This window comes from Bacillus sp. A1, from assembly GCF_042296235.1.
In the GTDB taxonomy this organism is placed as follows: Bacteria; Bacillota; Bacilli; order Bacillales; family Bacillaceae; genus Bacillus; species Bacillus velezensis.
The window spans coordinates 2,620,287-2,645,215 of the sequence record NZ_CP141181.1 but is presented as its reverse complement, the minus strand read 5'-3'; the positions used below and the strand labels follow the sequence as shown (position 1 = coordinate 2,645,215).

22 protein-coding genes are annotated in these 24,929 nt (G+C 45.9%); 18 read left to right on the top strand and 4 right to left on the bottom strand.

Annotation, left to right across the window (positions count from 1 at the left end; genetic code table 11):
* Positions 1–12 precede the first annotated feature (12 nt).
* From mtnN to U2H13_RS12885, 4 genes are all read left to right on the top strand, one after another.
* On the top strand, positions 13–708 hold the full coding sequence (gene mtnN, locus U2H13_RS12900; protein ID WP_003152774.1) for a 5'-methylthioadenosine/S-adenosylhomocysteine nucleosidase: 696 nt from the start codon (positions 13–15) through the stop codon (positions 706–708).
* Positions 709–755: 47 nt separating this feature from the next.
* Positions 756–1,679 carry an O-acetylserine dependent cystathionine beta-synthase gene (locus U2H13_RS12895; RefSeq protein WP_061862423.1) on the top strand — a complete coding sequence of 308 codons (924 nt, stop codon included), beginning with the start codon at positions 756–758 and terminating at the stop codon, positions 1,677–1,679.
* Between the two features lies 1 nt (position 1,680).
* Positions 1,681–2,823: a bifunctional cystathionine gamma-lyase/homocysteine desulfhydrase gene (locus U2H13_RS12890; RefSeq protein ID WP_022552901.1), complete on the top strand. Its 1,143-nt coding sequence runs from the start codon at positions 1,681–1,683 to the stop codon at positions 2,821–2,823.
* Positions 2,824–2,906: 83 nt separating this feature from the next.
* Entirely contained in the window at positions 2,907–3,137 is a 231-nt protein-coding gene (locus U2H13_RS12885; protein WP_012118061.1) for a YrhC family protein, read from the top strand.
* A 40-nt stretch (positions 3,138–3,177) separates the two neighbouring features.
* Here U2H13_RS12885 and U2H13_RS12880 read toward each other — a convergent pair whose 3' ends face one another.
* Together U2H13_RS12880 and fdhF are read right to left on the bottom strand one after the other, a co-directional pair.
* Positions 3,178–3,669, bottom strand: a complete 492-nt coding sequence (locus U2H13_RS12880; protein WP_121984362.1) for a DUF1641 domain-containing protein — start codon at positions 3,667–3,669, stop codon at positions 3,178–3,180.
* A gap of 17 nt (positions 3,670–3,686) precedes the next feature.
* Entirely contained in the window at positions 3,687–6,629 is a 2,943-nt protein-coding gene (gene fdhF, locus U2H13_RS12875; protein WP_376700491.1) for a formate dehydrogenase subunit alpha, read from the bottom strand.
* Positions 6,630–6,935: 306 nt separating this feature from the next.
* Here fdhF and U2H13_RS12870 point away from each other — a divergent pair, with 306 nt between their 5' ends.
* The 7 genes from U2H13_RS12870 to U2H13_RS12840 all read left to right on the top strand — a co-directional run bounded on the left by U2H13_RS12870 (position 6,936) and on the right by U2H13_RS12840 (position 13,906).
* Entirely contained in the window at positions 6,936–7,304 is a 369-nt protein-coding gene (locus tag U2H13_RS12870; RefSeq protein WP_121984363.1) for a DUF2294 domain-containing protein, read from the top strand.
* Positions 7,305–7,568: 264 nt separating this feature from the next.
* Positions 7,569–8,369: a formate/nitrite transporter family protein gene (locus U2H13_RS12865; RefSeq protein ID WP_007408225.1), complete on the top strand. Its 801-nt coding sequence runs from the start codon at positions 7,569–7,571 to the stop codon at positions 8,367–8,369.
* Positions 8,370–8,758: 389 nt separating this feature from the next.
* Positions 8,759–8,899, top strand: coding sequence for a YrzI family small protein (locus tag U2H13_RS12860; protein WP_003152787.1), 141 nt, complete (start codon positions 8,759–8,761; stop codon positions 8,897–8,899).
* Between the two features lie 173 nt (positions 8,900–9,072).
* A complete protein-coding gene (locus tag U2H13_RS12855) occupies positions 9,073–9,228 on the top strand; it encodes a hypothetical protein (RefSeq protein WP_162988639.1) in 156 nt (51 codons plus the stop codon).
* Positions 9,229–9,401: 173 nt separating this feature from the next.
* Entirely contained in the window at positions 9,402–9,941 is a 540-nt protein-coding gene (locus U2H13_RS12850; protein ID WP_376700490.1) for a class I SAM-dependent methyltransferase, read from the top strand.
* Between the two features lie 209 nt (positions 9,942–10,150).
* Complete coding sequence (locus tag U2H13_RS12845; RefSeq protein WP_060562659.1) at positions 10,151–10,717, top strand: TetR/AcrR family transcriptional regulator; 567 nt, start codon at positions 10,151–10,153, stop codon at positions 10,715–10,717.
* A 27-nt stretch (positions 10,718–10,744) separates the two neighbouring features.
* Entirely contained in the window at positions 10,745–13,906 is a 3,162-nt protein-coding gene (locus tag U2H13_RS12840) for a bifunctional cytochrome P450/NADPH--P450 reductase (RefSeq protein ID WP_376700489.1), read from the top strand.
* A gap of 149 nt (positions 13,907–14,055) precedes the next feature.
* Here the strand turns inward: U2H13_RS12840 and U2H13_RS12835 are convergent, their stop codons facing one another.
* Positions 14,056–15,264 (bottom strand): MFS transporter, encoded by a 1,209-nt coding sequence (locus U2H13_RS12835; RefSeq protein WP_070082149.1) that lies wholly within the window; start codon positions 15,262–15,264, stop codon positions 14,056–14,058.
* Positions 15,265–15,388: 124 nt separating this feature from the next.
* Between U2H13_RS12835 and U2H13_RS12830 the strand changes: the two genes are divergently transcribed.
* From U2H13_RS12830 to manA, 6 genes are all read left to right on the top strand, one after another.
* Positions 15,389–16,273, top strand: a complete 885-nt coding sequence (locus tag U2H13_RS12830) for a LysR family transcriptional regulator (RefSeq protein WP_014305476.1) — start codon at positions 15,389–15,391, stop codon at positions 16,271–16,273.
* Between the two features lie 67 nt (positions 16,274–16,340).
* A complete protein-coding gene (gene ybaK, locus U2H13_RS12825; RefSeq protein WP_013352996.1) occupies positions 16,341–16,823 on the top strand; it encodes a Cys-tRNA(Pro) deacylase in 483 nt (160 codons plus the stop codon).
* 46 nt (positions 16,824–16,869) lie between these two features.
* On the top strand, positions 16,870–17,787 hold the full coding sequence (locus tag U2H13_RS12820) for an MBL fold metallo-hydrolase (RefSeq protein WP_121984367.1): 918 nt from the start codon (positions 16,870–16,872) through the stop codon (positions 17,785–17,787).
* A gap of 223 nt (positions 17,788–18,010) precedes the next feature.
* A complete protein-coding gene (locus U2H13_RS12815; protein WP_121984368.1) occupies positions 18,011–19,963 on the top strand; it encodes a BglG family transcription antiterminator in 1,953 nt (650 codons plus the stop codon).
* Between the two features lie 152 nt (positions 19,964–20,115).
* Positions 20,116–22,074: a fructose-specific PTS transporter subunit EIIC gene (locus U2H13_RS12810; RefSeq protein WP_014418450.1), complete on the top strand. Its 1,959-nt coding sequence runs from the start codon at positions 20,116–20,118 to the stop codon at positions 22,072–22,074.
* Between the two features lie 14 nt (positions 22,075–22,088).
* Positions 22,089–23,036: a mannose-6-phosphate isomerase, class I gene (gene manA, locus U2H13_RS12805; RefSeq protein ID WP_017418205.1), complete on the top strand. Its 948-nt coding sequence runs from the start codon at positions 22,089–22,091 to the stop codon at positions 23,034–23,036.
* A 95-nt stretch (positions 23,037–23,131) separates the two neighbouring features.
* Here the strand turns inward: manA and U2H13_RS12800 are convergent, their stop codons facing one another.
* Positions 23,132–23,857 carry a MurR/RpiR family transcriptional regulator gene (locus U2H13_RS12800; protein WP_007612737.1) on the bottom strand — a complete coding sequence of 242 codons (726 nt, stop codon included), beginning with the start codon at positions 23,855–23,857 and terminating at the stop codon, positions 23,132–23,134.
* A 236-nt stretch (positions 23,858–24,093) separates the two neighbouring features.
* Between U2H13_RS12800 and U2H13_RS12795 the strand changes: the two genes are divergently transcribed.
* A complete protein-coding gene (locus tag U2H13_RS12795) occupies positions 24,094–24,906 on the top strand; it encodes a Cof-type HAD-IIB family hydrolase (RefSeq protein ID WP_025649662.1) in 813 nt (270 codons plus the stop codon).
* Positions 24,907–24,929 lie beyond the last annotated feature (23 nt).

Below are 24,929 nucleotides of genomic sequence, written 5' to 3'. Positions count from 1 at the left end.
GATTGTGTATAAATGAAACTGGCAGTCATCGGAGCAATGGAAGAGGAAGTTACGATTTTAAGAAGCAAACTGAAAGACGCAAAACAAGAGATGATCGCTCACTGTGAGTTTACAACTGGCAGCTATGAAGGCGTCGAAGTCATCTTGCTGAAATCGGGTATCGGGAAAGTCAACGCCGCGATCAGCACGACGCTTCTGCTTGACCGTTTCAAACCTGATTATGTGATTAACACAGGCTCAGCGGGCGGTTTTCATCATACATTGAATGTAGGCGACGTCGTCATCTCAACAGATGTCCGCCATCATGACGTGGATGTGACGGCGTTTGACTATGAATACGGACAGGTGCCGGGTCTTCCGGCAGCATACAAAGCTGATGAAAAGCTGATCAGCATTACTGAGGAAGCGGTTTCTGAACTGAACGGCATTCAAGTCGCCAAAGGCACAATCGCTACGGGAGATTCTTTTATGAATGATCCGAAGCGGGTTGAAGACGTACGCGCCAAATTTGCGGATTTGTACGCGGTTGAAATGGAAGCTGCGGCTGTCGCACAGGTGTGCCACCAGTTCAAAACGCCTTTTGTTGTCATCAGAGCTTTATCTGATATTGCCGGAAAAGAATCTGACGTTTCATTTGATAAATTTTTAGAACAGGCTGCCGTTCATTCAACTGAGCTTGTCCTGAATGTCATCAAACGAATTCACTAAGCGGGGGATTCTCGTTCTCCTCCGCTTTTCCAGGAGGAGGACACATATTGAACGTGATAACAGATATTACAGAACTGATCGGAAATACACCGCTGCTCCGTCTCAATCATTTTGATATACCGGAGGGAACAGCGGTTTATGCTAAGCTTGAGATGATGAATCCGGGCGGAAGCATTAAAGACAGGCTGGGCGGGATGCTCATTGAAGATGCGCTTCGCACGGGAAAGGTGAAACCGGGCGGCGTTATCATTGAGGCGACTGCCGGAAACACCGGGATCGGACTCGCTCTGTGCGCCAGAAAGCATCAGCTTCGCGCCGTTTTTTGCGTCCCGGAGCATTTCAGCAGAGAAAAGCAGCAAATTATGAAAGCTCTCGGAGCGGACATCGTGCATACGCCGAGAGAAGAAGGCATGCAGGGAGCCATCCGAAAAGCGCTTGAACTGGAGAGAGAGATTAATAATTCTTATGCCGTTCTGCAATTTAAAAACCGAGTAAATCCATTGACTTACTACAAAACGATCGGACCCGAAATATGGAACGCACTCGGCGGGGATATCCACGCTTTTGTCGCAGGAGCGGGTTCCGGCGGCACCTTTGCCGGTACGGCAGCTTATTTAAAGGAGAAAAATCCTGCCGTCAAAACGGTGATCGTTGAACCGGAAGGCTCGATCCTGAACGGAGGAGAGCCGCATGCCCATAAAACGGAAGGCATCGGCATGGAGTTTATCCCGGATTATATGGACGAGAACCATTTTGACGCCATTTACACGGTGGAAGACGATACGGCGTTTTCGCTTGTCAGAGAAGCGGCCGAGAAAGAAGGCCTCTTAATAGGAAGCTCTTCAGGGGCGGCTCTTTATGCAGCGCTTGAAGAAGCGAAAAAAGCGCCCGCCGGATCAAATATCGTCACCATTTTCCCTGACGGCAGCGATCGATATATAAGCAAAAACATTTTTCAAGGAGGTCAGTAAGATGAAGAAAAAAACGCTGATGGTGCACGGAGGAATTACGGGAGATGAAAAAACAGGAGCGGTTTCCGTACCGATTTATCAAGTAAGCACGTACCGGCAGCCGAAAGCGGGCGAGCACACGGGTTATGAATATTCAAGAACGGCCAATCCGACGCGGACGGCGCTTGAAAGCTTAATTGCGGAGCTTGAAGGCGGCGCGGCGGGATATGCGTTCGGCTCAGGCATGGCTGCGATTACTGCCGTCATGATGCTGTTTGACAGCGGCGATCATGTTATTTTGACGGATGATGTATACGGCGGCACTTACCGCGTGATGACAGGCGTGCTGAACCGCTTCGGCATTGAAGCGGACTTTGTCGATACGAGCAGTGAAGAAAAAGTCCAAAAAGCCATCCGTCCGAATACGAAAGCCATTTATATCGAAACACCGACAAACCCGCTATTGAAAGTGACTGACCTCAAACTGATGTCTGACATCGCAAAAGAAGCGGGCGTATTGCTTATCGTCGATAATACGTTTTACACGCCGTATTTTCAGCAGCCGCTCAGCTTCGGCGCGGACATCGTGCTGCACAGCGCGACAAAATATCTCGGCGGCCACAGTGATGTCGTCGGCGGCTTAGTCGTCACGGCTGATAAAGAGCTCGGTGAAAAGCTTCATTACGTGCAAAACTCAACAGGCGGCGTTTTAGGACCGCAGGATTCATGGCTCTTAATGAGAGGCATTAAAACACTGGGACTCAGAATGGATGCCATCAATCACAGCGCCGGGAAAATCGCCGAGCTGCTTGAAGCGCATGATGCCGTTCAGACGCTCTACTATCCGGGATCTGCGAAACATCCGGGCCATGAGCTGACAAAAGCGCAAAGCTCCGGTTTCGGCGGAATGATTTCCTTTGATGTCGGCAGCAGCGAACGCGTCGACGCGTTTTTAGAAAAATTGAACCTGTTTACGATCGCGGAAAGTTTAGGAGCGGTTGAAAGCTTAATCTCCGTGCCGTCCAGAATGACGCACGCTTCGATCCCGCGCGACCGCCGGCTTGCGCTTGGCATTACCGACGGGCTCGTGCGGATCTCAGTCGGTATTGAGGATACTGAGGATTTAACGGCGGATGTGAAACAGGCGCTTGATTCACTTTTATAAAGAATGGATAGATTTACATTCTCTGTCGGCTGTCAGCTTGTATTATAATGTTGGTAGACTATAAAACTGGCAGGTGACCTTATATGGAGAAGAAAAGACTGAAATCATTAATAGAAGATTTTAAGCATTACGCATTTATTCTGCTTGCAGTCAGCACCTTCATTTATATCGGCGCGGTTCTTCCCGGACAAGGGCTGACTGCGGGCCAGAAAATGCTGATGTTTGTAACGGATTGTGTATTTTTAGCGGGCGCTTATTTCTGCGTTGACCGTTCACTTATTTATAAAAAGAGGCTGGAAGAGGCCGATGAATAAAAAAAAAGCCATTGTCTTTTGACAATGGCTTTTTCGTTTCTTATTCAGACGGGGTTTCGCGTAATTCTTTTCCCATTCCTTTTAAAAACTGCAGCCCGAAGCCGAGCGCGCGGTTAATATCAGGATCACCGACGGCTTTCATCAGTTCAAACATACTGACTTTCCTGTCCTCTTTTAAAAATCTTTGCGCCTGTTCCGTACCGGCCATGGCGCTTTCTAAAAGTCTGCCCATAAATTCGGGATCAGCTTTTGACAGCGCGCCTCCCGCGGCCATCATCGTATTCAGAAGATTGGTGACAGGTTCCCGGGAAATCTGTCCGAGTGCGATTTTGGCAATCTCCTCTTTTGCCTGGAGCATATAGCCGGCGGCATCAAAAATGCCCAAGCCATTCAGCTCTGCCATAATAGACATCGTTTTCGCGACGGCTTCTTCATTTTCTGCGAGAAGCGTCTTCAGTTCTTCCAGTTTTTCAGCTTTCAGCTGTTCCTCTGTTTTCGTTTCTTTTTGAATTTCAGTAATTGGGCTTGCCATAATGTTTCCTCCTTTCCTTAATCAGTTAGGTGCACATAGCCCGGACGGTTCCATTTTCGCTGAGCTTCCACACCGTTTTGCGGATGACGTTTTTTGTTCCGCGGATTCGTTTTCGGAAGCGGCGGTGTATCACAGGAACCGAGCACTTCCATGCGGACTTTTGTCTGTTTATAGGCAGGTGTATGTGTCCGTGAATCATACGCAGGCCCGGTCAGGAAATTAATCGCAGAATCTTTATCTGTAGAGTTCATCGGCAGATAAAGCTCATTTGCGCGGACACGGTCTGTCACAAGCGCATTCAATTTAACCGCCCCAAAAGGAGAGACGAGCCGGATCATTGTTCCGTCGCAAATTCCGCGTTCAGCCGCGAGCTCCGGCGATACTTCAACAAATACATCCGGCACTTTAGACTGAATGCCCTTCGATTTGTTTGTCATGTTTCCTTCGTGGAAATGTTCAAGCATCCGTCCGTTGTTAATATGCAGGTCATATTCTTCAGGGAATACGGCAGGCTCCACCCAATCGCTCAGCGCAAAACGGGCTTTTTTGTCCGGGAAGTTAAAGCCGTCTTCATAAAGAAGCGGAGTGCTTTCTCCCGTAAAGCTTCCCCACAGGAAGCTGTTCCAGCCGCTAAGAACGTCGTAGCTTGCTTTTCCGAACAGCGGAGAAAGGCTTGCCATTTCTGAGAAAATGTCGCTTGGATGCGTGTAATTCCAATCAGCGCCTAAACGATTGGCGACTTCCTGAATAATCCACCAGTCGGGTTTGGCATCGCCTAGTGTCGGAAGCGCCTGATACAATCTTTGCACACGACGCTCTGTGTTTGTAAATGTTCCGTCTTTTTCAAGAGATGGAACTGCAGGCAGGATGACATCCGCGTATTGCGCCGTTCTTGAAAGGAAAATATCCTGCACAACAAAGAAATCAAGGCTGGATAAAATGTCATGAACATGGTTGGCGTTTGAATCGACGAGCGCCATATCTTCACCGACGAGATACATGGCTTTCATGTTTCCTTCTTCAATCGCATGGAGCATTTCAATATTATCAAGACCCGGCTTGCCGTCAATTTCAACACCGTAAGCTTTTTCGAATTTAGCGCGTGCCGCATCATCGGTAATATGCTGATACCCCGGAAGCCAGCCTGGAAGAGTTCCCATATCGCAAGCGCCTTGAACGTTGTTATGTCCCCGCAGCGGATAGGCTCCGGCGCCCGGGCGGCGGTAGTTTCCTGTGGCAAGCAGCAGATTGGAAATCGCCGCTGATGTATCAGAGCCGCCTGTATTCTGGGTAACGCCCATGCCCCAAAGAACACAGGTGCCGTCTGCATCACGAATCATTTCGGCAATGCGGATGATCGTATCCTGAGAAAGTCCGGTGATGCGCTCCGCATATTCTAATGTATACTTTTTCAGCGTTTCTTTATAATCTTCAAAGTAGTTGACATTCTCATCAATAAACGCTTGATCGTGCCAGCCTTGGTCAATCATATATTTTGTCACTGCCATGAGCCAGACTTGGTCAGTCCCTTGTTTCGGGCTGATAAAGAGGTCGGACCGTTCAGCCATTTCATTTCTGCGCAGATCGGCAACAATTAATTTTTGTCCGTGCAGCTTATGGGCGCGTTTCACGCGTGTGGCCAGAACCGGATGTCCTTCTGCCGGATTGGCGCCGACGATGAGCACGAGGCCCGCTTTTGCGATATCTTTAATTGTGCCGGCGTCACCGCCCATACCGACTGTGCGGAATAAGCCGTCCGTTGCCGGTGACTGGCAGTAGCGTGAACAGTTATCCACGTTGTTGGTTTCAAATACTTGACGCGCTAATTTTTGAATAACGTAGTTGTCTTCATTCGTAATTTTAGAAGAAGAAATAAAACCGACAGAACCATTTCCGTGTTCGGCCTTGATCGAACCGAGTCTTGAAGCGACAAGATCAAGAGCTTCTTCCAATGACGATTCAACAAATGCGCCGTTTTTCCGGATAAGCGGTTTTGTAATCCGTTCTTCCGAATTCACGAAGTCCCAGCCGAATTTCCCTTTCACACAAGTGGAAATCGCGTTAACCGGAGCATCGGAAACAGGCTGAATTTTAAGGATGTCACGGCCTTTTGTCCATACTTCAAAAGAGCATCCGACGCCGCAGAACGTGCAGACCGTTTTTGTTTTTTTCGTCCGTTTATCGCGCATAGCCGCTTCCACTTCTGACACGGCGAAGATGCTTGTATAGTCGGGTTCAACATTTTTCACTAAATCAATCATCGGTTCCATGACATCTTCTTTTATTCCTGTCATAAATCCGGCTTGGCCGAGCATTGATTTTTCCATCAGTGCGTTACAAGGGCAGACAGTGACACACTGGCCGCAGCTGACGCAGGATGATTCATTAATGGCGACGCCTTCATCCCAAATGACCCGCGGGCGGTCGCGCTCCCAATCAATTGAAAGGGTCTCATTCACCTGAAGGTTTTGACACACTTCCACACATTGGCCGCAGGCGATGCATTGGTTCGGATCATAGCGGTAAAACGGGTGAGACATATCAACCGCGCACTTTGAATCATCTTTCGGCGTATACGGATATTTCTGATGCTCAATTCCCATCATTTCCGCTGTATTATGCAGTGTGCAGTTGCCGTTGTTGTTATCGCATACCGTACAGTAAAGCAGGTGATTCTCGAGCAGGCGGTCCATGGCCTCTGTCTGAGCCTCTTTTACCCTTCCCGACGTAAGCGAGATGGACATCCCGTTTTCTGCAGCCGTGGAACAAGAGCGCTGCAATTTCCCATTTACTTCAACAATACAGGTGTCACATGTTTGAATCGGATCTACTTCCGGTACATGGCATATTTGCGGAATCTCAATGCCGTTTTGGTTTAAAATATCTAAAATCTTTGACCCCTCTGGTGCTTCATACTCCGTGCCGTCAATTTTGACACGGATAGACTGAACGTCTGTCACTTCCAATTCCCCTCCATCTTTTAAACTCGAAAAAAAGCCATGCACATAGATACCGGCCTCCTGTCCGGAGAACGGTATAAATACGCATGGCGGAATAGTTCACTAGCAAGTCTTACTAACAGACCAATCCTATTTGTATAAAACGATAGACTCGTAACACGTTTCCTATTACAAATCCATCTTCACTGCTTTTATTATAAGGTGATATTTATTATAATACAATACGAAAGGAAAACTTTAACCAGGTGAAATGTCAAAAAGGGGAACCGGGAATGTCTTTCATAGGCTGAAATCGGAGGGGACAATATGTCTAAAAAAATTCATGAATTTAACGATATTATCCGGAAATTGCGCAAAGAATTATTTGGAAAGGGGCCGGAACGAATTCACACCGTTTTTGTGGATAACATGGCGGTATCAACGCTTTACGGCAATCTAAGCGCAAGTGAGCAGTTTATCGCACGCACGCCTGAAGGAAGAGAAATGGTTCATGCGGCGCGGACCAGCTTAATTCAGGAACTGTATTCAAAACAAACGCCTGACGGAATGGAAGAGCTCATCGGAGCAAAGCTCGTGCATCTGTTTTCAGACATCAAGATCGAAGAGAATATTGCGGTGTCTGTATTTGTCTTTGACCGAACCATTGAAGAGCGCAGTGAAGAAATCAAAAGCTGAAAAAAATTCAATTGACACGAAATTGTCACATTTGATATGATATGAACTGCCAGCAGTGGCTTAAGGACGATTTTTTTATGGAATGTGTGCATGATCTGTACATTTTCTATAGCTAATATTTTCATTCTGCTTGATATTGTTGTATGGGTATGCATACAAGTTAGGCAGCATTCAAACCCGTTTTAGACGGGCTGTTTGAATGCTGCCTTTTTTGTTAGGCGTCTTTGGAAACTGCGGGCTGAAATGATAAATGGAGGGGTTATTATGGCTTTTCGTAAACCGGACGAAATAGCGGAGCTTGCGGTCGAATCAGGGGTAAAAAAGGTGCATTCACCGCTTTCAGCACTGATTGTATTAGGATTTTTGGGAGGAGCGTTTATCGCACTCGGTTATTTGCTTGATATCCGTGTCATCGGCGACCTTCCGAAAGAATGGGGAAGCCTGTCGAGTTTAATCGGGGCGTCCGTGTTTCCCATCGGATTGGTGCTCGTCGTTCTTGCCGGCGCGGAGCTGATTACGGGAAATATGATGTCGGTATCTATGGCGCTGTTTTCCAGAAGAATATCCGCCGGTGCATTAGTGAAAAATTGGGTGATCGTGACGTTGATGAATCTTGTCGGCGCACTGTTTGTCGCTTACTTTTTCGGACATGTTGTCGGATTAACCGAAACAGGACCTTACTTGGAAAAAACGATTGCGGTCGCACAAGGCAAATTGGATATGCCGTTTGGAAAAGTCATTGTTTCGGCGATCGGCTGTAACTGGCTTGTCTGTTTGGCCGTCTGGCTTTCTTTCGGCGCAGAAGACGGAGCCGGAAAAATCGCGGGTATATGGTTTCCGATTATGGCGTTTGTCGCAATTGGTTTTCAGCACGTTGTAGCCAATATGTTTATCATCCCGGCTGCGATATTTGCAGGCTCTTTTTCGTGGGGTGATCTGATTGGCAATCTCATTCCGGCCTTTATCGGGAATGTAATCGGCGGGGCAGTGTTTGTCGGCCTTATTTATTTTATTGCATATTCAAAAAAAGATCAGAAAAAGCAAGGGATGAAAAGAGTTTCCTGAGGTAAGAAAGATGCCGGAAAACACGGACAATTGAAGCGGAATGCCAGCACATTTTCCGTCCAAATCTTGAAAAAAATGTTTACAAAATGGAAACTGATGGATATACTTACAAAGTAAGAAAAAAGCAAAGGGAGGTTGAATCACATGACGACGTTAAACGGCAATCAAAATTTACAATTGAACCGATTCAGCCTGTGGAAGAGTTCGTGTCCTTCCTTAACCTCTGCCCGTCAAGGACGTTAATTTCGGAGTATCAGGACATTCGCAGCTCCCCGCAGGGAAAGAAGCTCCGTCTTCTTTTGTCTGCGGATTTAGTCTGCCCGCAGCGCATATGAAGTTTGCTGCGGGTTATTTTCGCTTGTGCGGATATTGAAAGGGGGTGAGCGATAATGACCATTAATCTTTTCTTTTTAACACTGACCATTTCAAAGCGTTTTAAAAGTGCGGAAGAGTATGAACGAGAACAGCAGGTCGAAGAGTTTTATAATGAAGCGAAAGAACGACAGCTGAAACATTTTTATATGAACTGAACGGACACGAAGGGCTAAAACGGAGGAGAAGGAGGAGATCATCATGTTCAGAATTGAACTGCTGAATCATTACACAATGGAGAAGGACCAGGTTTAGCGAGGATGTTGCTGTCACGTCGCAGACGGCCTGCATACCATGGTAAAGAAAGAAAAATTGGTAAGCGGGTGATAGCATGCAAGGCGGTCAGAACAGAATTCCATCCATCGGGCACGGGTATGCGTCAATGCCCCATTCATTTAAACACGGCTACGGCAACCCGTATCGCCGGCAGAGAATGGCGGCGCTTTCCCGGCAGACAAGATATACAGCACCGTATTATTGGTACTAGAGCAGGCGGAAAACCTACGTTTTCCGTCTTTTTTTTTATGAAAACAAATATAAATTTCAAATAAATCGAAACGTTCATGAAGAGAAGTGCGTCTAGTTAGTACCTCATACTAATACGAGGTAATATTATTTCTGAATAATAAATCACAGGAATGGAAAAGCGGGTGTTATACAATGTTGCAACATACATCTTCAGCATTAAAACGAATGCGCGCGAAATACTTTGCTGCATCAGAACCGGCAGAGTCAGTCATTCAGCAAATCTTGATGGACATACAGGAATACGACCGCATTTTGGAAATCGGGACCGGAAACGGCTCAATGTTTAAACAAATCATCGGACAGCTTGAAAAGGGCAGTCTTAAAAGCATAGAAACATCGAAACGTAAAATACGGAAAACACAGCGCGCAAACCGTTCGGTTATAAAAGCCGGGCTCGGAAACATTCAGCAGGGGAGGCCTGAAAACTTACCGTTCCGCGATCGCAGCTTTCATAAAGTTTTCTCATTACATACTGCTGAAACAGTCAGCGATTACCGGACAGCATGTAAAGAAGTGTACCGCGTTCTTCAAATTGACGGATGTTTCTATATGGTTTTGAAACCTTCGCGGATGAGTGAAAAGGATGTGATTGAGGTGCTCTATAATCAGCATTTCAGAGACATTTCAGTTGTCAGCAGAGATTCATTCCATTTTATTACTGCCATTAAATAGAATATTTCTTGGGAAATAAAAAGAGCTGCTTAAGTCACTGCAGCTCTTTTTGTGAAATTGGGCATATTTCCTTATTTTTGGTTATTTCACATATATTTTATATTAAAAAAAGTTTTTTTCTTATACAATGGTAATCAGATGACCGTACATTTTAAATATTTTGAACAAACGGAATGAATATTCATTCCGTATTTAGAAAGGGGGATGAAATGACAGCTTCAAACAAGGTTGAACTCATTATGAAAGCGTCGCTTACTTTGTTTACAGATAGAGGATTTGACGCCACGACGATTCCGATGATTGCCGCTCAGGCCGATGTCGGAACCGGCACAATTTACCGTTACTTTGACAGTAAAGAGACACTTGTGAACGTACTGTATCAGGAAAGTGCGCAGCGTTTTATGAAAAAAGTCAAAACGGACTTTCAGGAGATATCTGTAAGAGAAGGGTTTCATCACCTGTTTTATTGTCTGATTGATTTTACGAAGGAAAGTGAGTATGCATTGTTTTTTCTTGAAACGAATAAGGACGCCTACTTTCTGAATGAAACGAGCCGTAAGCTTCTTGATGAAATAACACAGATGCTTGACGTCTTTTTTCAGCGCGGCAAGTCTGAAGGTGTGCTCCGCAATCTGCCGTCCAATGTGCTGATGGCGCTGCTGCTCGGGGCATATCTCAAACTCTATCAGCTTATCCGGACGGGAAGCGTCGAAATAACAAAACCGTTTCTGAAAGAATTGGAACAATGTTCTTGGGATGCCATCAGAACTCATTAACTATTCGCCGAAGGAAGGAAGATTGATATGAAACAGCTAAGCGCTATACCGCAGCCGAAAACATACGGACCTCTGAAAAATCTCCCTCACTTGGAAAAAGAAAAACTGTCACAATCGCTCTGGAAAATTGCCGAAGAATACGGCCCGATCTTTCGTTTTGAATTTCCGAGCTCTATCGGGGTCTTCGTCTCAGGCCGCGAGCTCGCGGCAGAAGTCTGTGATGAAAAGCGATTTGATAAAAACCTCAGCAAAGCCTTGCTGAAAGTCCGTGAGTTTGGCGGTGACGGACTATTTACGAGCTGGACTCACGAAAAGAATTGGCAGAAAGCGCATCGGATTTTATTGCCGAGCTTCAGCCAGAAGGCGATGAAAGGCTATCATTCAATGATGCTTGATATTGCCATGCAGCTCGTGCAGAAGTGGAGCAGATTAAATCCGAATGAAGAAATTGACGTTGCCGAAGATATGACGCGCCTGACGCTGGATACAATCGGCCTGTGCGGATTTCATTACCGCTTTAACAGCTTTTACCGCGACACACAGCATCCTTTTATCACAAGTATGCTTCGCGCGCTGCAGGAGGCAATGCGCCAATCGCAGAGACACAGCCTGCAGGACAAGCTGATGATCAAAACGAGACATCAGTTCCAGCAGGATATTGAAGTGATGAATGAACTCGTAGACCGGATTATTGCTGAGCGGAGGGAAAATCCGGATGAGAATCTGTCTGATCTTTTAGCATTGATGCTTGAAGCGAAAGATCCTGTAACGGGTGAAAGGCTGGATGATGAGAATATCCGCTATCAAATCATTACCTTTTTGATCGCGGGGCATGAAACCACAAGCGGACTGCTTTCATTCGCGATTTACTGCCTGCTGAAAAATAAAGATAAATTGAAAAAAGCCGTTCAGGAAGCCGAGCGGGTGCTGACGGGAGAGACACCTGAATATAAGCAGATTCAGCAGCTGACATATATCCGCATGGTGCTGAACGAGACTTTGCGGCTGTATCCGACTGCCCCGGCATTTTCCCTGTACGCGAAAGAAGATACGGTTCTCGGCGGGAAATATCCGATTGCGAAGGGACAGCCGGTGACGATTCTGACTCCGCAGCTGCATCGGGATAAAAGCGCGTGGGGAGAAGATGCCGAGTTATTCCGTCCGGAAAGGTTCAGCGATCCCGCGGCAATTCCGGCTGATGCGTATAAGCCGTTCGGAAACGGACAGCGCGCATGCATCGGGATGCAGTTTGCCCTGCAGGAAGCGACAATGGTGCTCGGCCTTGTCCTTAAACACTTTGAACTGATTGATCATACTGATTATGAGCTTACGATTAAAGAAGCTTTAACCATTAAGCCCGGTGATTTTAAAATCCGTGTGAAAAACAAGGATGTGTCCAATCAGCAGTCCGCACAAAACCATAAAGCTGAAGGCAGCGGTCACAAAGAAGAAACGACAGAAATCCCGTCCCACGGAACGCCGCTTCTCATTCTTTACGGTTCAAATTTGGGAACTGCGGAAGGAATCGCGGAAGAGCTGGCTGACATCGGCAGAAGCAAAGGATTTTCAACTGAAACCGGCCCGCTCGATGATTATACGGGGAAACTGCCTGTAAAAGGCGCAGTCGTTATTGTGACGGCTTCTTATAACGGGGCGCCGCCTGATAACGCAGCGGGCTTTGTGAAATGGATGGAAACCCTTGAAGATCAGGAATTAAAGGGTGTTTCTTACGCTGTCTTCGGCTGCGGAGACCGCAACTGGGCCGCCACTTACCAGAGGATCCCCCGCCTGATAGACAAAGTGCTTGAAGAAAAAGGGGCAAAACGGCTGACTTCTATCGGGGAGGGCGACGATGCCGATGATTTTGAGTACAGTCAGGAAGCCTGGGAAGACTCATTCTGGAAGGACATCATGAAGACTTTTCATATAGAGGCCGCTCCAAAACAGGCAAACAAATCACAGTTATCAATCGAATACGTAAGTGAAGCAGCCGAGACGCCGATTGCCAAAACGTACAAAGCATTTGAGGCGGAAGTCATCACAAACAAAGAGCTTCATACCGAAAGCAGCAAGCGTTCAGTCCGGCATATTGAGCTGCGTCTCCCGAAAACCGAAACGTATCGGGAAGGAGACCATCTCGGGGTGCTTCCGCAAAACAGCGGGGAACTGATCAGCCGTGTCATTCGCCGATTCGGTCTTGATCCGAACCAGCACTTTAAGATCAAGGGCCGGCAGCTGCCTCATCTGCCGATGGACCGGCCGGTTAATGCGCCGGAGCTTTTGGCGTCATATGTAGAGCTGCAGGAACCGGCAACGAGAGCCCAGCTTCGCGAACTTGCCGCCCATACCGTGTGCCCGCCGCACCAAAAAGAATTGGAGCATCTTTATTCTGACGATGCGGCATATAAAGAAAACGTGCTGAAAAAACGAATGACCATGCTGGACCTGCTGGAAGATTATCCGGCTTGTGAACTGCCGTTTGAGCGCTTTTTAGAACTTCTGCCGTCCTTAAAGACGCGCTATTATTCAATCTCAAGCTCACCGAAGGCAAACAAAAGGGAGCTCAGTATCACGGTCGGCGTTGTGACGGCTCCGGCGTGGAGCGGCCGGGGAGAATACAGGGGCGTGGCTTCGAACTATTTAGCCGGATTACAAAATGGCGATTCTGCCGTCTGTTTCATCCGCTCGCCGCAGTCGGGTTTCGCATTGCCTGAAAATACGAAAACGCCTCTCATTATGATCGGAGCAGGCACCGGAATTGCACCGTTCAGGGGATTTATCCAGGCGCGGGCAGCAGAAAAAATGTCCGGTAACAGCCTGGGCGAAGCTCATTTATACTTCGGCTGCAGACATCCTGAAGAAGACGATCTGTACAAAGATGAATTCGACCATGCGGAGAAAAACGGCCTTGTCACCGTGCATCGGGCGTATTCCAGATTAGATCAGGACTGTAAAGTTTACGTACAGGATGTCCTGCTTCGCGAGGCTGCACAGATTATTGCGCTTCTTGACCAAGGCGGCCATCTCTATATATGCGGAGACGGAAGCAAAATGGCTCCGGCTGTCGAAAATGTACTGCTTCAGGCGTATGAAAAGGTGCATAACACTGATTCAAAAGTTTCCTTGAATTGGCTTGAACAGCTGCAGGCGGAAGGAAGATATGCGAAAGATGTTTGGGCAGGTGTGTAACAGAAGCGTAAGGCAATTGAAGATTGTGTTTTAATTGAAGAAAGCCGGCACGATATTTGAAATCTACTGAATCAAAAGGAATAGTTATAGGGAGTATCGTGCCGGCCTTATCTTTAGTATCGGACAAAAGACACAAATCTTTAATGTTTTTATTGATTTACATGCAGGCGGCTATGTCCCTTTTTTCTGAATTCCGCCAGAAATAAAACCGGATAAGACAGCAATAGCAAAACCGAAATAAATGAAATGATACCGATCCAATGAAAATGCGTCCAAAAGAAACCGCCGCAAGACCCGGCCACGCTTGACCCGATATAGTATGCAAGCAGATATAATGAAGAGGCTTGCGCGCGCTGATCACCGGCTGCGCGGCCGACCCAGGCGCTTGCGATCGAATGTGCGCCGAAAAAGCCGAAGGTAAAGACGGCAATCCCCGCGATTTTAAGGGCAAGCTGGGGCAAAAGTGTCACCGCTGCACCGGCCAGCATAACAAAAATCGCAATCTTAATCATTTTTGAACTTCCGAAAAGGTCCGCTTTTTTCCCCATATAGACAGAGCTGAACGTTCCCGCGAGATAGACAATAAAAATAAAACCGATCACAGTCTGCGACAAATGATAAGGAGCCGCCATTAAATGAAAGCCGATATAATTATACAATGTCACAAAACTCCCCATTAATATAAATCCCAGAGATATTAACAAAAGCAGCCGTTTGCGGTGTAGAACCGCTCCGTATTCCTTACATGCCGCTTTTACGCCCGCATGCCGCTGAGATGAATGGCGCGGAGCCGGAAGAAAACGCCAAAACAAATAGCTTAATACAATAGAAAGAATGCCGATAATGGCAAGCGCCGGCCGCCAGCCGAATACATCAGTCAGAAGCCCCGTTAACAGCCTGCCGCTCATTCCCCCGATGCTTGTGCCGCTGATATATAAGCCCATCATTTTCCCGAGGCCCTTCGGATCAAACTCCTCGCCTACATATGTCATAGCGACAGCAGGAACGCCCGCCAGAAAAATACCGAGCAGCCCCCTCATCGCCAAAAGCGCCGGAAAAGCCGGACTGAACGCTGTTAATAGACCTAAAACAGAAGTAGCTGTTAACGACAGCACCATTAATTTTTTTCTGCCGAATCCGTCAGACAACGAAGCGGCGGCCAATAATGAAAATGCCAAAACGGCTGTTGAGATGGATAAAGTTAAGCTGGCAGCCGCAGCGGAAATATGAAACTCTTCCGAAAACAAAGGCATAAGCGGCTGTGTCGTGTAAAGCGTGGCGAATGTCACAAAGCCGCTGATAAACAGAGCCAAGCTGGCCTTTCTGTAAGCCTTTGTATGAGGCTGAATAAACGTCATGAATGTCCCTCTTTTCTCACTGTTGGTTATATATGTATCGTACGCTTTTCATTTCAATGTGTCTAATTTATAATAACTATAGAATTAATGCGTATAAGTTATGAAGAAAGGGGAGAAGGAGAAAATGGAGCTTCATCAAATTGACAACTTCATTGCGGCGGCAACTCATCAGCATTTCACAAATGCGGCAAAAGAAAGGATGATTTCTCAGCCGGCATTAAGCCGATCGATTATCAGGCTCGAAGAAGAATTAGGCGCGCCGTTATTTTACAGAGAGACAAAAGCCGTCCGGCTGACAAGGCACGGAGAGCAGTTCTTAATAAAAGCAAAACAAGCGAGACGAGCTTTAAATGAAGGCGTTGAACAAGTGAAAAAAAATATGAGCCTGGAACACGGCGAAATATCTGTATCTTTTCTTCATACGCTCGGGCTGCGCTTGATGCCTCAGCTGATTGCCGAATTTAAAAAGCTATACCCAAACGTGACCTTCCGGCTTTATCAAGGTGCAAATGAAACGCTTCGCAAAATGGTGGAAACGGGAGATGCGGATATCTGTCTCAGCTCCCCGCCGCTTCCAAGCGAGCTTTTACAATGGACAGTGCTGGAGAAAGAGCCTCTTTATGCGGTGCTTCCTGAGAACCACCCGCTTGCAGGAAATAAAAGCATTCAAATGAAAGAGATGCAGGACGAGGATTTTGTCGGATTTAAACCGGGATACGGGCTGAGGTATATGTTTGATCTGATGTGCCGGGATTTGAATATACACCCGCATCTCGCATTTGAAGGAGAGGAAGTGTCAACCATATTAGGGCTGACCGCCGCGGGTCTTGGGGCTGCAGTTCTGCCGAAAACCGCGGAGCATTCATACTTTCCGGTCGTTTTTCTCCCGGTTGCAGATTACCAATGCGAACGCACCATAGCGTTAGCCCAGTTAAAAAACCATGCTCTCTCTCCTGCTGCTGAGCGTTTTAAACAGTTTGCACTTGAGTATTACAAAGGACGCAACTGAGCGGTCATTTTATTAAAATCGAAGTTGAAAATAAAGCAGAAAGAAATACAGAAAACGGAGGATAACCATGGCGAAAAAAACAGTGAAAACAAATGCTGTCCGTATCATTGAGCAGCAAAACATTCCCTATGAGCTATTAGGTTACAAAACAGAAGGGGGACAGCCCGCAGACGGTCTTTCCGTTTCACAAAAAATCGGATACTCTGCCGAATATGTTTATAAAACCTTAGTGGCATCTGCAGGAACTGATCGTTATTACGTCTTTGTCGTTCCCGTTGCAAAAGAACTGAATCTGAAAAAGGCTGCGAAGGCGGCAGGTGAGAAGAAAATAGAAATGATTGCCATGAAGGACCTTTTGGGAGTGACCGGCTATATACGCGGCGGCTGCTCTCCGATCGGAATGAAAAAAAGGTTTCCGACTTTTATTGATAGATCCGCTGAAACACTGGGGTTTATGATTGTCAGTGCGGGGAAAATCGGAATGCAGCTTAAAGTAGCGCCTCAAGATTTAGCCGAAGCAAGCGGAGCGGTATTTACAGACATTGTATAAATGTCCGATGAATCTAATGGAATACACGTGTCAAGGGAGAATGATAATGAAAAAAAGATATGAAAACTTGAATGGCGTGAAGAATGAACATGGATTCAGGGACATGTTGAAATGGATGAAAGAACGAAGAGAGAAAAGTAAAGACTTAAGCGAGAACATTCCGAAAGCGGTCACTAGGGATGTCCGTGATGTTGCCGTCAATCGGACGGAAACCGCCATAACATGGATCGGCCATTCTTCATTTCTGATCCAAATACAGGGGCTTAACATAATGACCGACCCTGTATGGGCGCGGCGGATGGGTTTTCAAAAACGGCTGACAGAGCCGGGATATGAATTGAGCGAACTGCCCGACATTGATGCCGTGCTCATTTCACACGGGCATTATGACCATCTTGATTTTCCGAGCATAAAAAAACTGAGAGGAAACCCGGATTTTTACGTGCCTGCGGGACTGAAAAAGCTGTTCAACAAAAAAGGCCGCAAAAAGGTCCATGAAATGAATTGGTGGGATCGTTTTGAGATGCGGGGGGTGAATATATCATTTGTTCCGGCCCAGCACTGGACACGGAGAACGCTTTGGGATACCAATACCTCTCATTGGGGAGGCTGGGTCATAGAAAGCGAAAACGGCGAGTCCATCTATTTTGCAGGAGATACAGGCTATTTTGAAGGCTTTAAAGAAATCGGAGAGAGGTTTCGTATTAAGGCGGCTCTGATGCCGATCGGAGCATACGAACCGGAATGGTTTATGCAAGTGTCACATATCAATCCGGAAGACGCCGTGAAAGCGTTTTTGGAGCTGAAGGCTGACAGCTTCATTCCGATGCATTACGGGGCATTCCGGCTTGCTGATGATACAGGCCCGGAAGCATTAAGCAGACTGCACGGCGAGTGGAACCGGCTTGCATTACCTCCTGAAAACCTGAAAGCATTAGCGCTTGGCGAAACATTTTGGCTGTAACAGCAGGTTTTCGCTGCCGACACCAATCGTTTAAAAACGGTTGGTGTTTTATTGTCAATGTGAATAGCTCTGTATAAAACATGATTTTTCCGGAACCTGCGGTAAAAAACAAAACTTTTTACTCTTTTGTTTCACTATAAAATGAAAACGGTTTCGTATGTGCAGTATATTTAACCTATCACAATTGCTTCAGCAGAAACGGACAGGAAGGATAGAAAAACAGATGAAATACATGAATTCAAGGCAGAAAAAGATTTTGTATCTGTTGTTATCTGAACCTGATGACTACTTAGTTGTGCAAGATTTCGCAGACAGGGTCCGCTGTTCTGAAAAAACGATCAGGAATGATTTGAAAACGATTGAAGATTTCCTGAATGAACATGCTCAAGCTCAGCTGATCCGCAAACCGGGATTAGGCGTCTATTTACATATATCTGAACAGGAAAGGTCACAGTTAAGCCGGCAAATTTATAATGAGCACTTTACGTGCAGGCACAAGACCGATGAAGAAAGAATACTTCACATCGCTTATGATTTATTAATGAATTCAAAGCCCGTTTCCGCAAAAGAAATTGCCGCACAGCATTTTGTAAACAGAGCTTCCATTAAAAAGGATGTAAGTGCGGTTGAAGAGTGGCTGAAGCGATTTGATCTCACGCTGGTTTCTAAACAGCGGCTCGGCTTAAAGATTGAAGGGGACGAAAAAAACAAAAGAAAAGCATTGGCGCGAATTTCAGATTTGATTGATAATATGGAGTTTACAAGCCAATTTATAAAAAGTAAGTTTTTAAGTCATGAAGCGGATTTTGTGAGAAAAGAAATCAAGTTATTACAAAAAAACCATTCTATCTATTTTACGGATGAAACATTTGAAAGTTTGCTGCTGCATACATTGCTGACGATCCGCCGTATCAAAATGAAACAGCCGGTCGCCATTTCTGCAAGACAGCTGGAAGCAGTAAAAAAGAAGAAAGAATATGAATGGACACTGGCTTGTTTAAAACGGCTTGAGCCGGTATTTGCCATCCGGTTTCCTGAGGAAGAAGCCGTCTATTTAACTTTACATATAATAGGCGGGAAAGTCCGCTATCCATCGCAGCAAGAAAAGAAGCTTGATCTTGAAGATTCTGAGCTTTCCAAAGTCGTCAGGCATTTGATCAATCGTGTTTCAAAACTGCAAATGCTGGATTTTCATAAAGACCAGGAACTGATCAACGGATTGAACATTCATCTCGATCCGGTGTTGAAGCGGCTGAGCTATGATCTCTCTGTTTCAAACCCCATGCTTCGCGACATCAAAAAAATGTACCCTTATTTGTTTCATCTTATCATTGACGTTTTAGAAGACATCAATCAAACATTTGATCTCTGTATTCCTGAAGAAGAGGCGGCCTATTTGACGCTGCATTTTCAGGCAGCGATCGAACGGCTGCGCCGAAGCAGTCATAACCCTAAAAGGACGATCATCGTCTGCCATATGGGCATTGGCATGTCGCAATTGCTGCGGACTAAAATTGAACGCAAATTTCATCACATTACGGTAAAAGAATGTATCGCAAAAGCGGAGCTGACAGAGTATATCAAAAAGCATAAAGATATAGATTTCGTCATTTCTACGATAGGGCTTGGAAATGTAACGATCCCTCATATTGTCGTATCACCGCTTTTGGAGCCTGCTGATGAAAAGAAGCTCAGCGCATTTATGCAACAGCTTGATACATCGCACCGCCGGGAGCAAAAAACGTTTAAAATGCTGAACGATACGACTCCGTTTCTCGTTTTTTTACAGCAAGAGACAGAGCACCGTTATCAGGTCATTGAAAAGCTGGCGCAGGCTTTGTATGAAAAAGGCTATGTAGAAAAAGAGTATGGCATCCATGCAGTAATGAGAGAAAAAATGTCGGCGACAAATATCGGGGCGGGTATTGCCATCCCTCACGCGAACTCTAAATATATCAAACAATCAGCCATTGCAATCGCCACCTTAAAAGAGCCGATTGAGTGGGGGACGGAAAAGGTGTCGCTCGTTTTTATGCTTGCCGTCAAACACGAAGATCAAAACAAGGTAAAGCAATTATTCAGTGAGCTTTCCTATCTTAGCGAGCAGCCGGCATTTATTCAAAAACTGACGGAAGAAAAAAATGTGATGACGTTTTTATCGTATTTAAACTATTAAAAGCAGGGAATGGCTCCCTGCTTTTTTTCTGTTTATAGGGAAAAATGCCGTTATTTCCGGAACTTATGGTAAAAAAACGCGCTTATCACAGGCTGATTTCAGTATAAAGTTGAGACAAGATCTTGAAATTCAGACTGCAAAGGAGGATTTATATGAAACTGTTAGCGATTACATCATGTCCGAACGGCATTGCCCATACGTATATGGCTGCTGAAAATTTACAAAAAGCAGCCGGCAGATTAGGCGTTGAGATCAAAGTGGAAACCCAGGGCGGAATCGGGGTGGAAAATAGGCTGACCGAAGAGGAAATCCGGGAAGCGGACGCAATCATTATCGCGGCGGACCGTTCGGTGAACAAAGACCGATTCGCGGGAAAAAAGCTGCTGGCCGTCGGGGTTCAGGAAGGCATCCGCAAACCGGAAGAATTAATTCAAAAAGCGCTTAGCGGTGAAGTGCCGGTCTATCAATCTGCTTCAAAAGCTGAATCCGCAAGTCAGCAGGGCAAAAAACAAAACCCGATTTACCGTCATTTAATGAACGGCGTTTCTTTTATGGTTCCTTTCATTGTCGTCGGCGGATTATTGATAGCGGTTGCATTGACGCTTGGAGGAGAAAAAACACCAAAGGGCTTAGTCATTCCGGACGAGTCTTTTTGGAAAACGATTGAACAGATCGGCAGTGCTTCTTTTTCATTCATGATCCCGATTTTAGCCGGGTACATCGCGTTCAGCATCGCTGATAAGCCGGGTCTTGTCCCCGGAATGATCGGCGGATATATTGCGGCATCCGGCAGCTTTTACGACAGTGCAAGCGGCGCAGGATTTCTTGGAGGAATCATTGCGGGATTTTTGGCGGGATATGCGGCGCTTGGAATCAAAAAATGTAAAGTTCCTAAAGCAATACAGCCGATTATGCCGATCATTATTATTCCGGTGTTTGCCTCACTGATCGTCGGTTTGGCGTTTGTATTTCTGATCGGCGCCCCCGTCGCTCATATTTTCGCATCATTAACGGTTTGGCTTGCGGGAATGAAAGGTTCGAGCTCAATTCTCCTGGCATTGATTTTAGGAGCGATGATCTCCTTTGATATGGGAGGACCCGTAAACAAGGTGGCCTTTCTTTTCGGATCGGCAATGATCGGAGAAGGAAATTATGAAATTATGGGCCCGATTGCCGTTTCCATTTGTATACCGCCGATAGGGCTTGGGATTGCGACGTTTTTAGGAAAAAGAAAATTCGCCGCCGCAGAAAGAGAAATGGGAAAAGCATCATTTACGATGGGCCTTTTCGGTATCACGGAAGGAGCCATTCCATTTGCGGCCCAAGACCCCCTTCGAGTGATCCCGAGTATTATGGCGGGTTCTATGACCGGCTCGGTGATAGCAATGATCGGCCATGTGGGGGACAGAGTGGCACACGGCGGCCCCATCGTTGCTGTACTTGGAGCAGTAGATCATGTACTGATGTTTTTTATCGCTGTAACAGCAGGCTCTCTTGTCACCGCTCTGTTGGTTAATGTACTGAAGAAAGATATGGCGAAATCCCCCGCGCCCGGCGAGGTGCTGCCGTCTGCTGCACCAAATGAAGCTGCAGCGGCAAAAGAAACAAAGGAACCATCTCAGGCTGACAGCCGAAAAGCCGGGATGACCGAAATCAAAAAACTGACTGACATTATCAGTACGGACTTGATTGAACCGCATTTATCCGGCGAAACGAGGGATGACATTATCGATGAAATGATCGAGAAAATGTCCCGTCAAGGTATGCTGCTGTCTGACAGCGGATTTAAGCAGGCCATTTTGAGCCGGGAACAGCAGGGAACCACGGCGATAGGTATGAATATCGCCATTCCGCACGGAAAGTCTGAAGCCGTCAAAACGCCGGGTGTCGCATTCGGAATAAGACGTTCGGGTGTTGACTGGAACAGCCTTGATGGTTCTGATGCAAAACTGATTTTTATGATTGCCGTACCGAAGGAAAGCGGCGGAAATCAGCATCTGAAAATATTGCAGATGTTATCCCGAAAACTGATGGATGACAGCTATCGGGAAAGGCTGCTCTCCGTTCAGACAAAAGAAGAGGCGTATGAGCTTCTGGAAGAAATCGAATAAAGCGGGGGATGATCATGTCTACTGAACCGATATTTTTCAATCCGGTTTTCAAAGAAAGAATTTGGGGAGGCGCCGCCCTGCGTGATTTTCACTATAATATTCCGTCCGAGCGGACAGGGGAGTGCTGGGCCTTCGCCGCTCATCAAAATGGACAGAGCACAGTTCGAAACGGCATGTATAAAGGATGTACGCTCGGTGAATTGTGGGAGCATCACAGAGATTTATTCGGAAACCTTGAAGGAGACCGTTTTCCTCTTCTTACAAAAATTTTGGATGCGGACCAAGACCTGTCCGTTCAGGTGCATCCGAATGATGACTTTGCCAAAATGCATGAAAACGGGGAACTTGGAAAAACCGAATGCTGGTATATCATTGATTGTGCAAAAGATGCGGAGATCATTTTCGGCCACAACGCAACTACAAAAGAAGAACTGATATCCATGATTAAGCACGGAGAATGGGACGGGCTCCTGAACAGAGTTAAGGTAAAGCCGGGAGATTTCTTCTTTGTTCCAAGCGGCACCGTTCACGCGATTGGAAAGAGCACACTTATTTTAGAGACGCAGCAAAATTCAGATACGACTTACAGATTGTATGACTACGGAAGAAAAGATGCGGACGGCAGGATGCGCGAGCTCCATTTGGAAAAAAGTATAGAAGTGATAGACGTTCCATCTGTCCGTGAACGGCCGACCGTTCACTATAAACAAACAGATGATCTGCTTGCGGCTATTTTAATAGAATGTCCTTATTTTTCAGTCGAAAAGTGGGATGTAAAAGGTGAAGCAAATCTATTCCAGCATCAGCCCTTCCTTCTTGTCAGCGTGATCGAAGGAGACGGAATAATGATTGCAGGCGGGCATGAATATCCCTTTAGAAAAGGAGATCATATTCTCCTGCCTTCCGGTTTGGGAGAATATAAACTGGCCGGCCATGCAAATTGTATTGTGTCTCATCTGTGATCCTCAAAACCCTTCTCTAGCATCAGAGAAGGGTTTTTCATTATTTTTACAAAAAGGACGAAATTTCCAGTGTATCAGTGTTTTCGTTCCTGAACTTATTCTCTCAATTTGTATATCTCCCGAGCCATCGATTCAAGTATGTACATAGCGGGGATTTGGGTGGTGACATTCGCATTTTCAACCCATTCTTCCGTCACGTAATATGAAATATTCACATCGGACATTTTGGCAATGGTTGAATGTTTATGATTTGTAATACTGATGACCCGGCTGCCTTCTTGTTTCAGCTGATTCAGATGAGTCACCGTAGAATCTCCTTCACCTGAAACCGATAATGCGATCGTGATGCTGTTATGACGGAAATGGGAATGGGCCGGAAAGTAAGGATCTTTAATATACATTGAAAGTTTCCCTAAGCACGAAAAATATCTGGCTCCGTATTCGGCGAGGATTCCTGAACTTCCCACTCCGATAAAAATGACGCTTTCTGCATCGGCCGCAAGGGCTGCTGCTTCCTTCAGCTTTTCTTCCATGCCTCCGCTTACTGTTCTTTCAAAAAATTCGGCAACGGAATGATGAGGACTCTTTAAAATCGTTTTTTTATTTGCCTCCGTATACATTTTCAGCTTCACCTTAAACTCCGAAAACCCTTCACAGTTTATTTTTTTGCAGAAACGTAAAATAGAAGCCGTCGATACATGGGTTTCATTTGCCAATTCACGGATTCGCATATAGACGACTTTCTCGCTGTTTTGGGAGATGTAGTTGTATAAAGAAGTTTCAAGCTCATTAAATGAAGCAATCATTTCGTGTGTGAACATGCAGGGGGATTCTCCTTTTTATGAGAATGGTGAATGTACATCTAATCGTAACATATCATTTTTAAAAGAAACATAGTGTTATATTGATGTGACAAATCACTTTTTGTGTCATTCAAAACAAGACGTCATCCAATGATTTACGGCACGGAACACCTGTGGATATAATTCGTTCATACGCTTTATGCATGATCTCTTCAAGGGTCTCTGACAAAAGCGGCCGAAAAAAGGAGGACAATATGAGTATCAAACTGATAGCGGTTGATATGGACGGAACGTTTTTGAATGATGAAATGGCATATAACAAAGAGCGTTTTATGAATCAGTATCGTGAATTAAAAGCGCGAGGAATTAAATTTGCCGTAGCAAGCGGAAACCAATATGCGCAGCTTACATCCTTCTTTCCGGAAATCAAAAGTGAAATCGCTTTCGTTGCCGAGAATGGCGCTTTCGTCGTGAATGCCGGAGAAGAATTATTCGCGGGTAACATGTCTGAAGACACTATAAAAGCAGTAATCCGTGCTTTAGAGCAGTATGAGGTGAAAAACGTCATTGTCTGCGGAAAAAAAAGCGCGTATATTCATGAAAATGCCAGTGAAGATGAATATCTGCATGCCAGTAAGTATTATTATGTGTTAAAAAGGGTGCCGCATTTTGAAAACATCGATGATCACATTTTTAAATTTTCCATCAGCTTTCCCGCCGAACATTGTTCCGTACTTCTGAGCCATTTGAAAAACACCATCGGGTCTTTCGTCACGCCTGTATCAAGCGGGCACGGTGACATAGATCTGATCATACCGGGGCTTCATAAAGCAAGCGGGATTAAGCTTCTCCAGAAACAATGGGGGATAAATGATGAAGAATGCGCGGCCTTCGGAGACAGCGGCAATGATCTGGAGATGGTGTCCGCCGTGAAATACGGGATCGCCATGGATAATGCGCAGGAAAGCATTAAACAGGCTGCCGCGCATATCACGCAATCAAACAATGAAGAAGGGGTCTTAAATGCGATTGATTCCATCCTCAAATGTGAAAAACCCTTTGTCTGAAAAAGACATTTTAACTGCGGAGG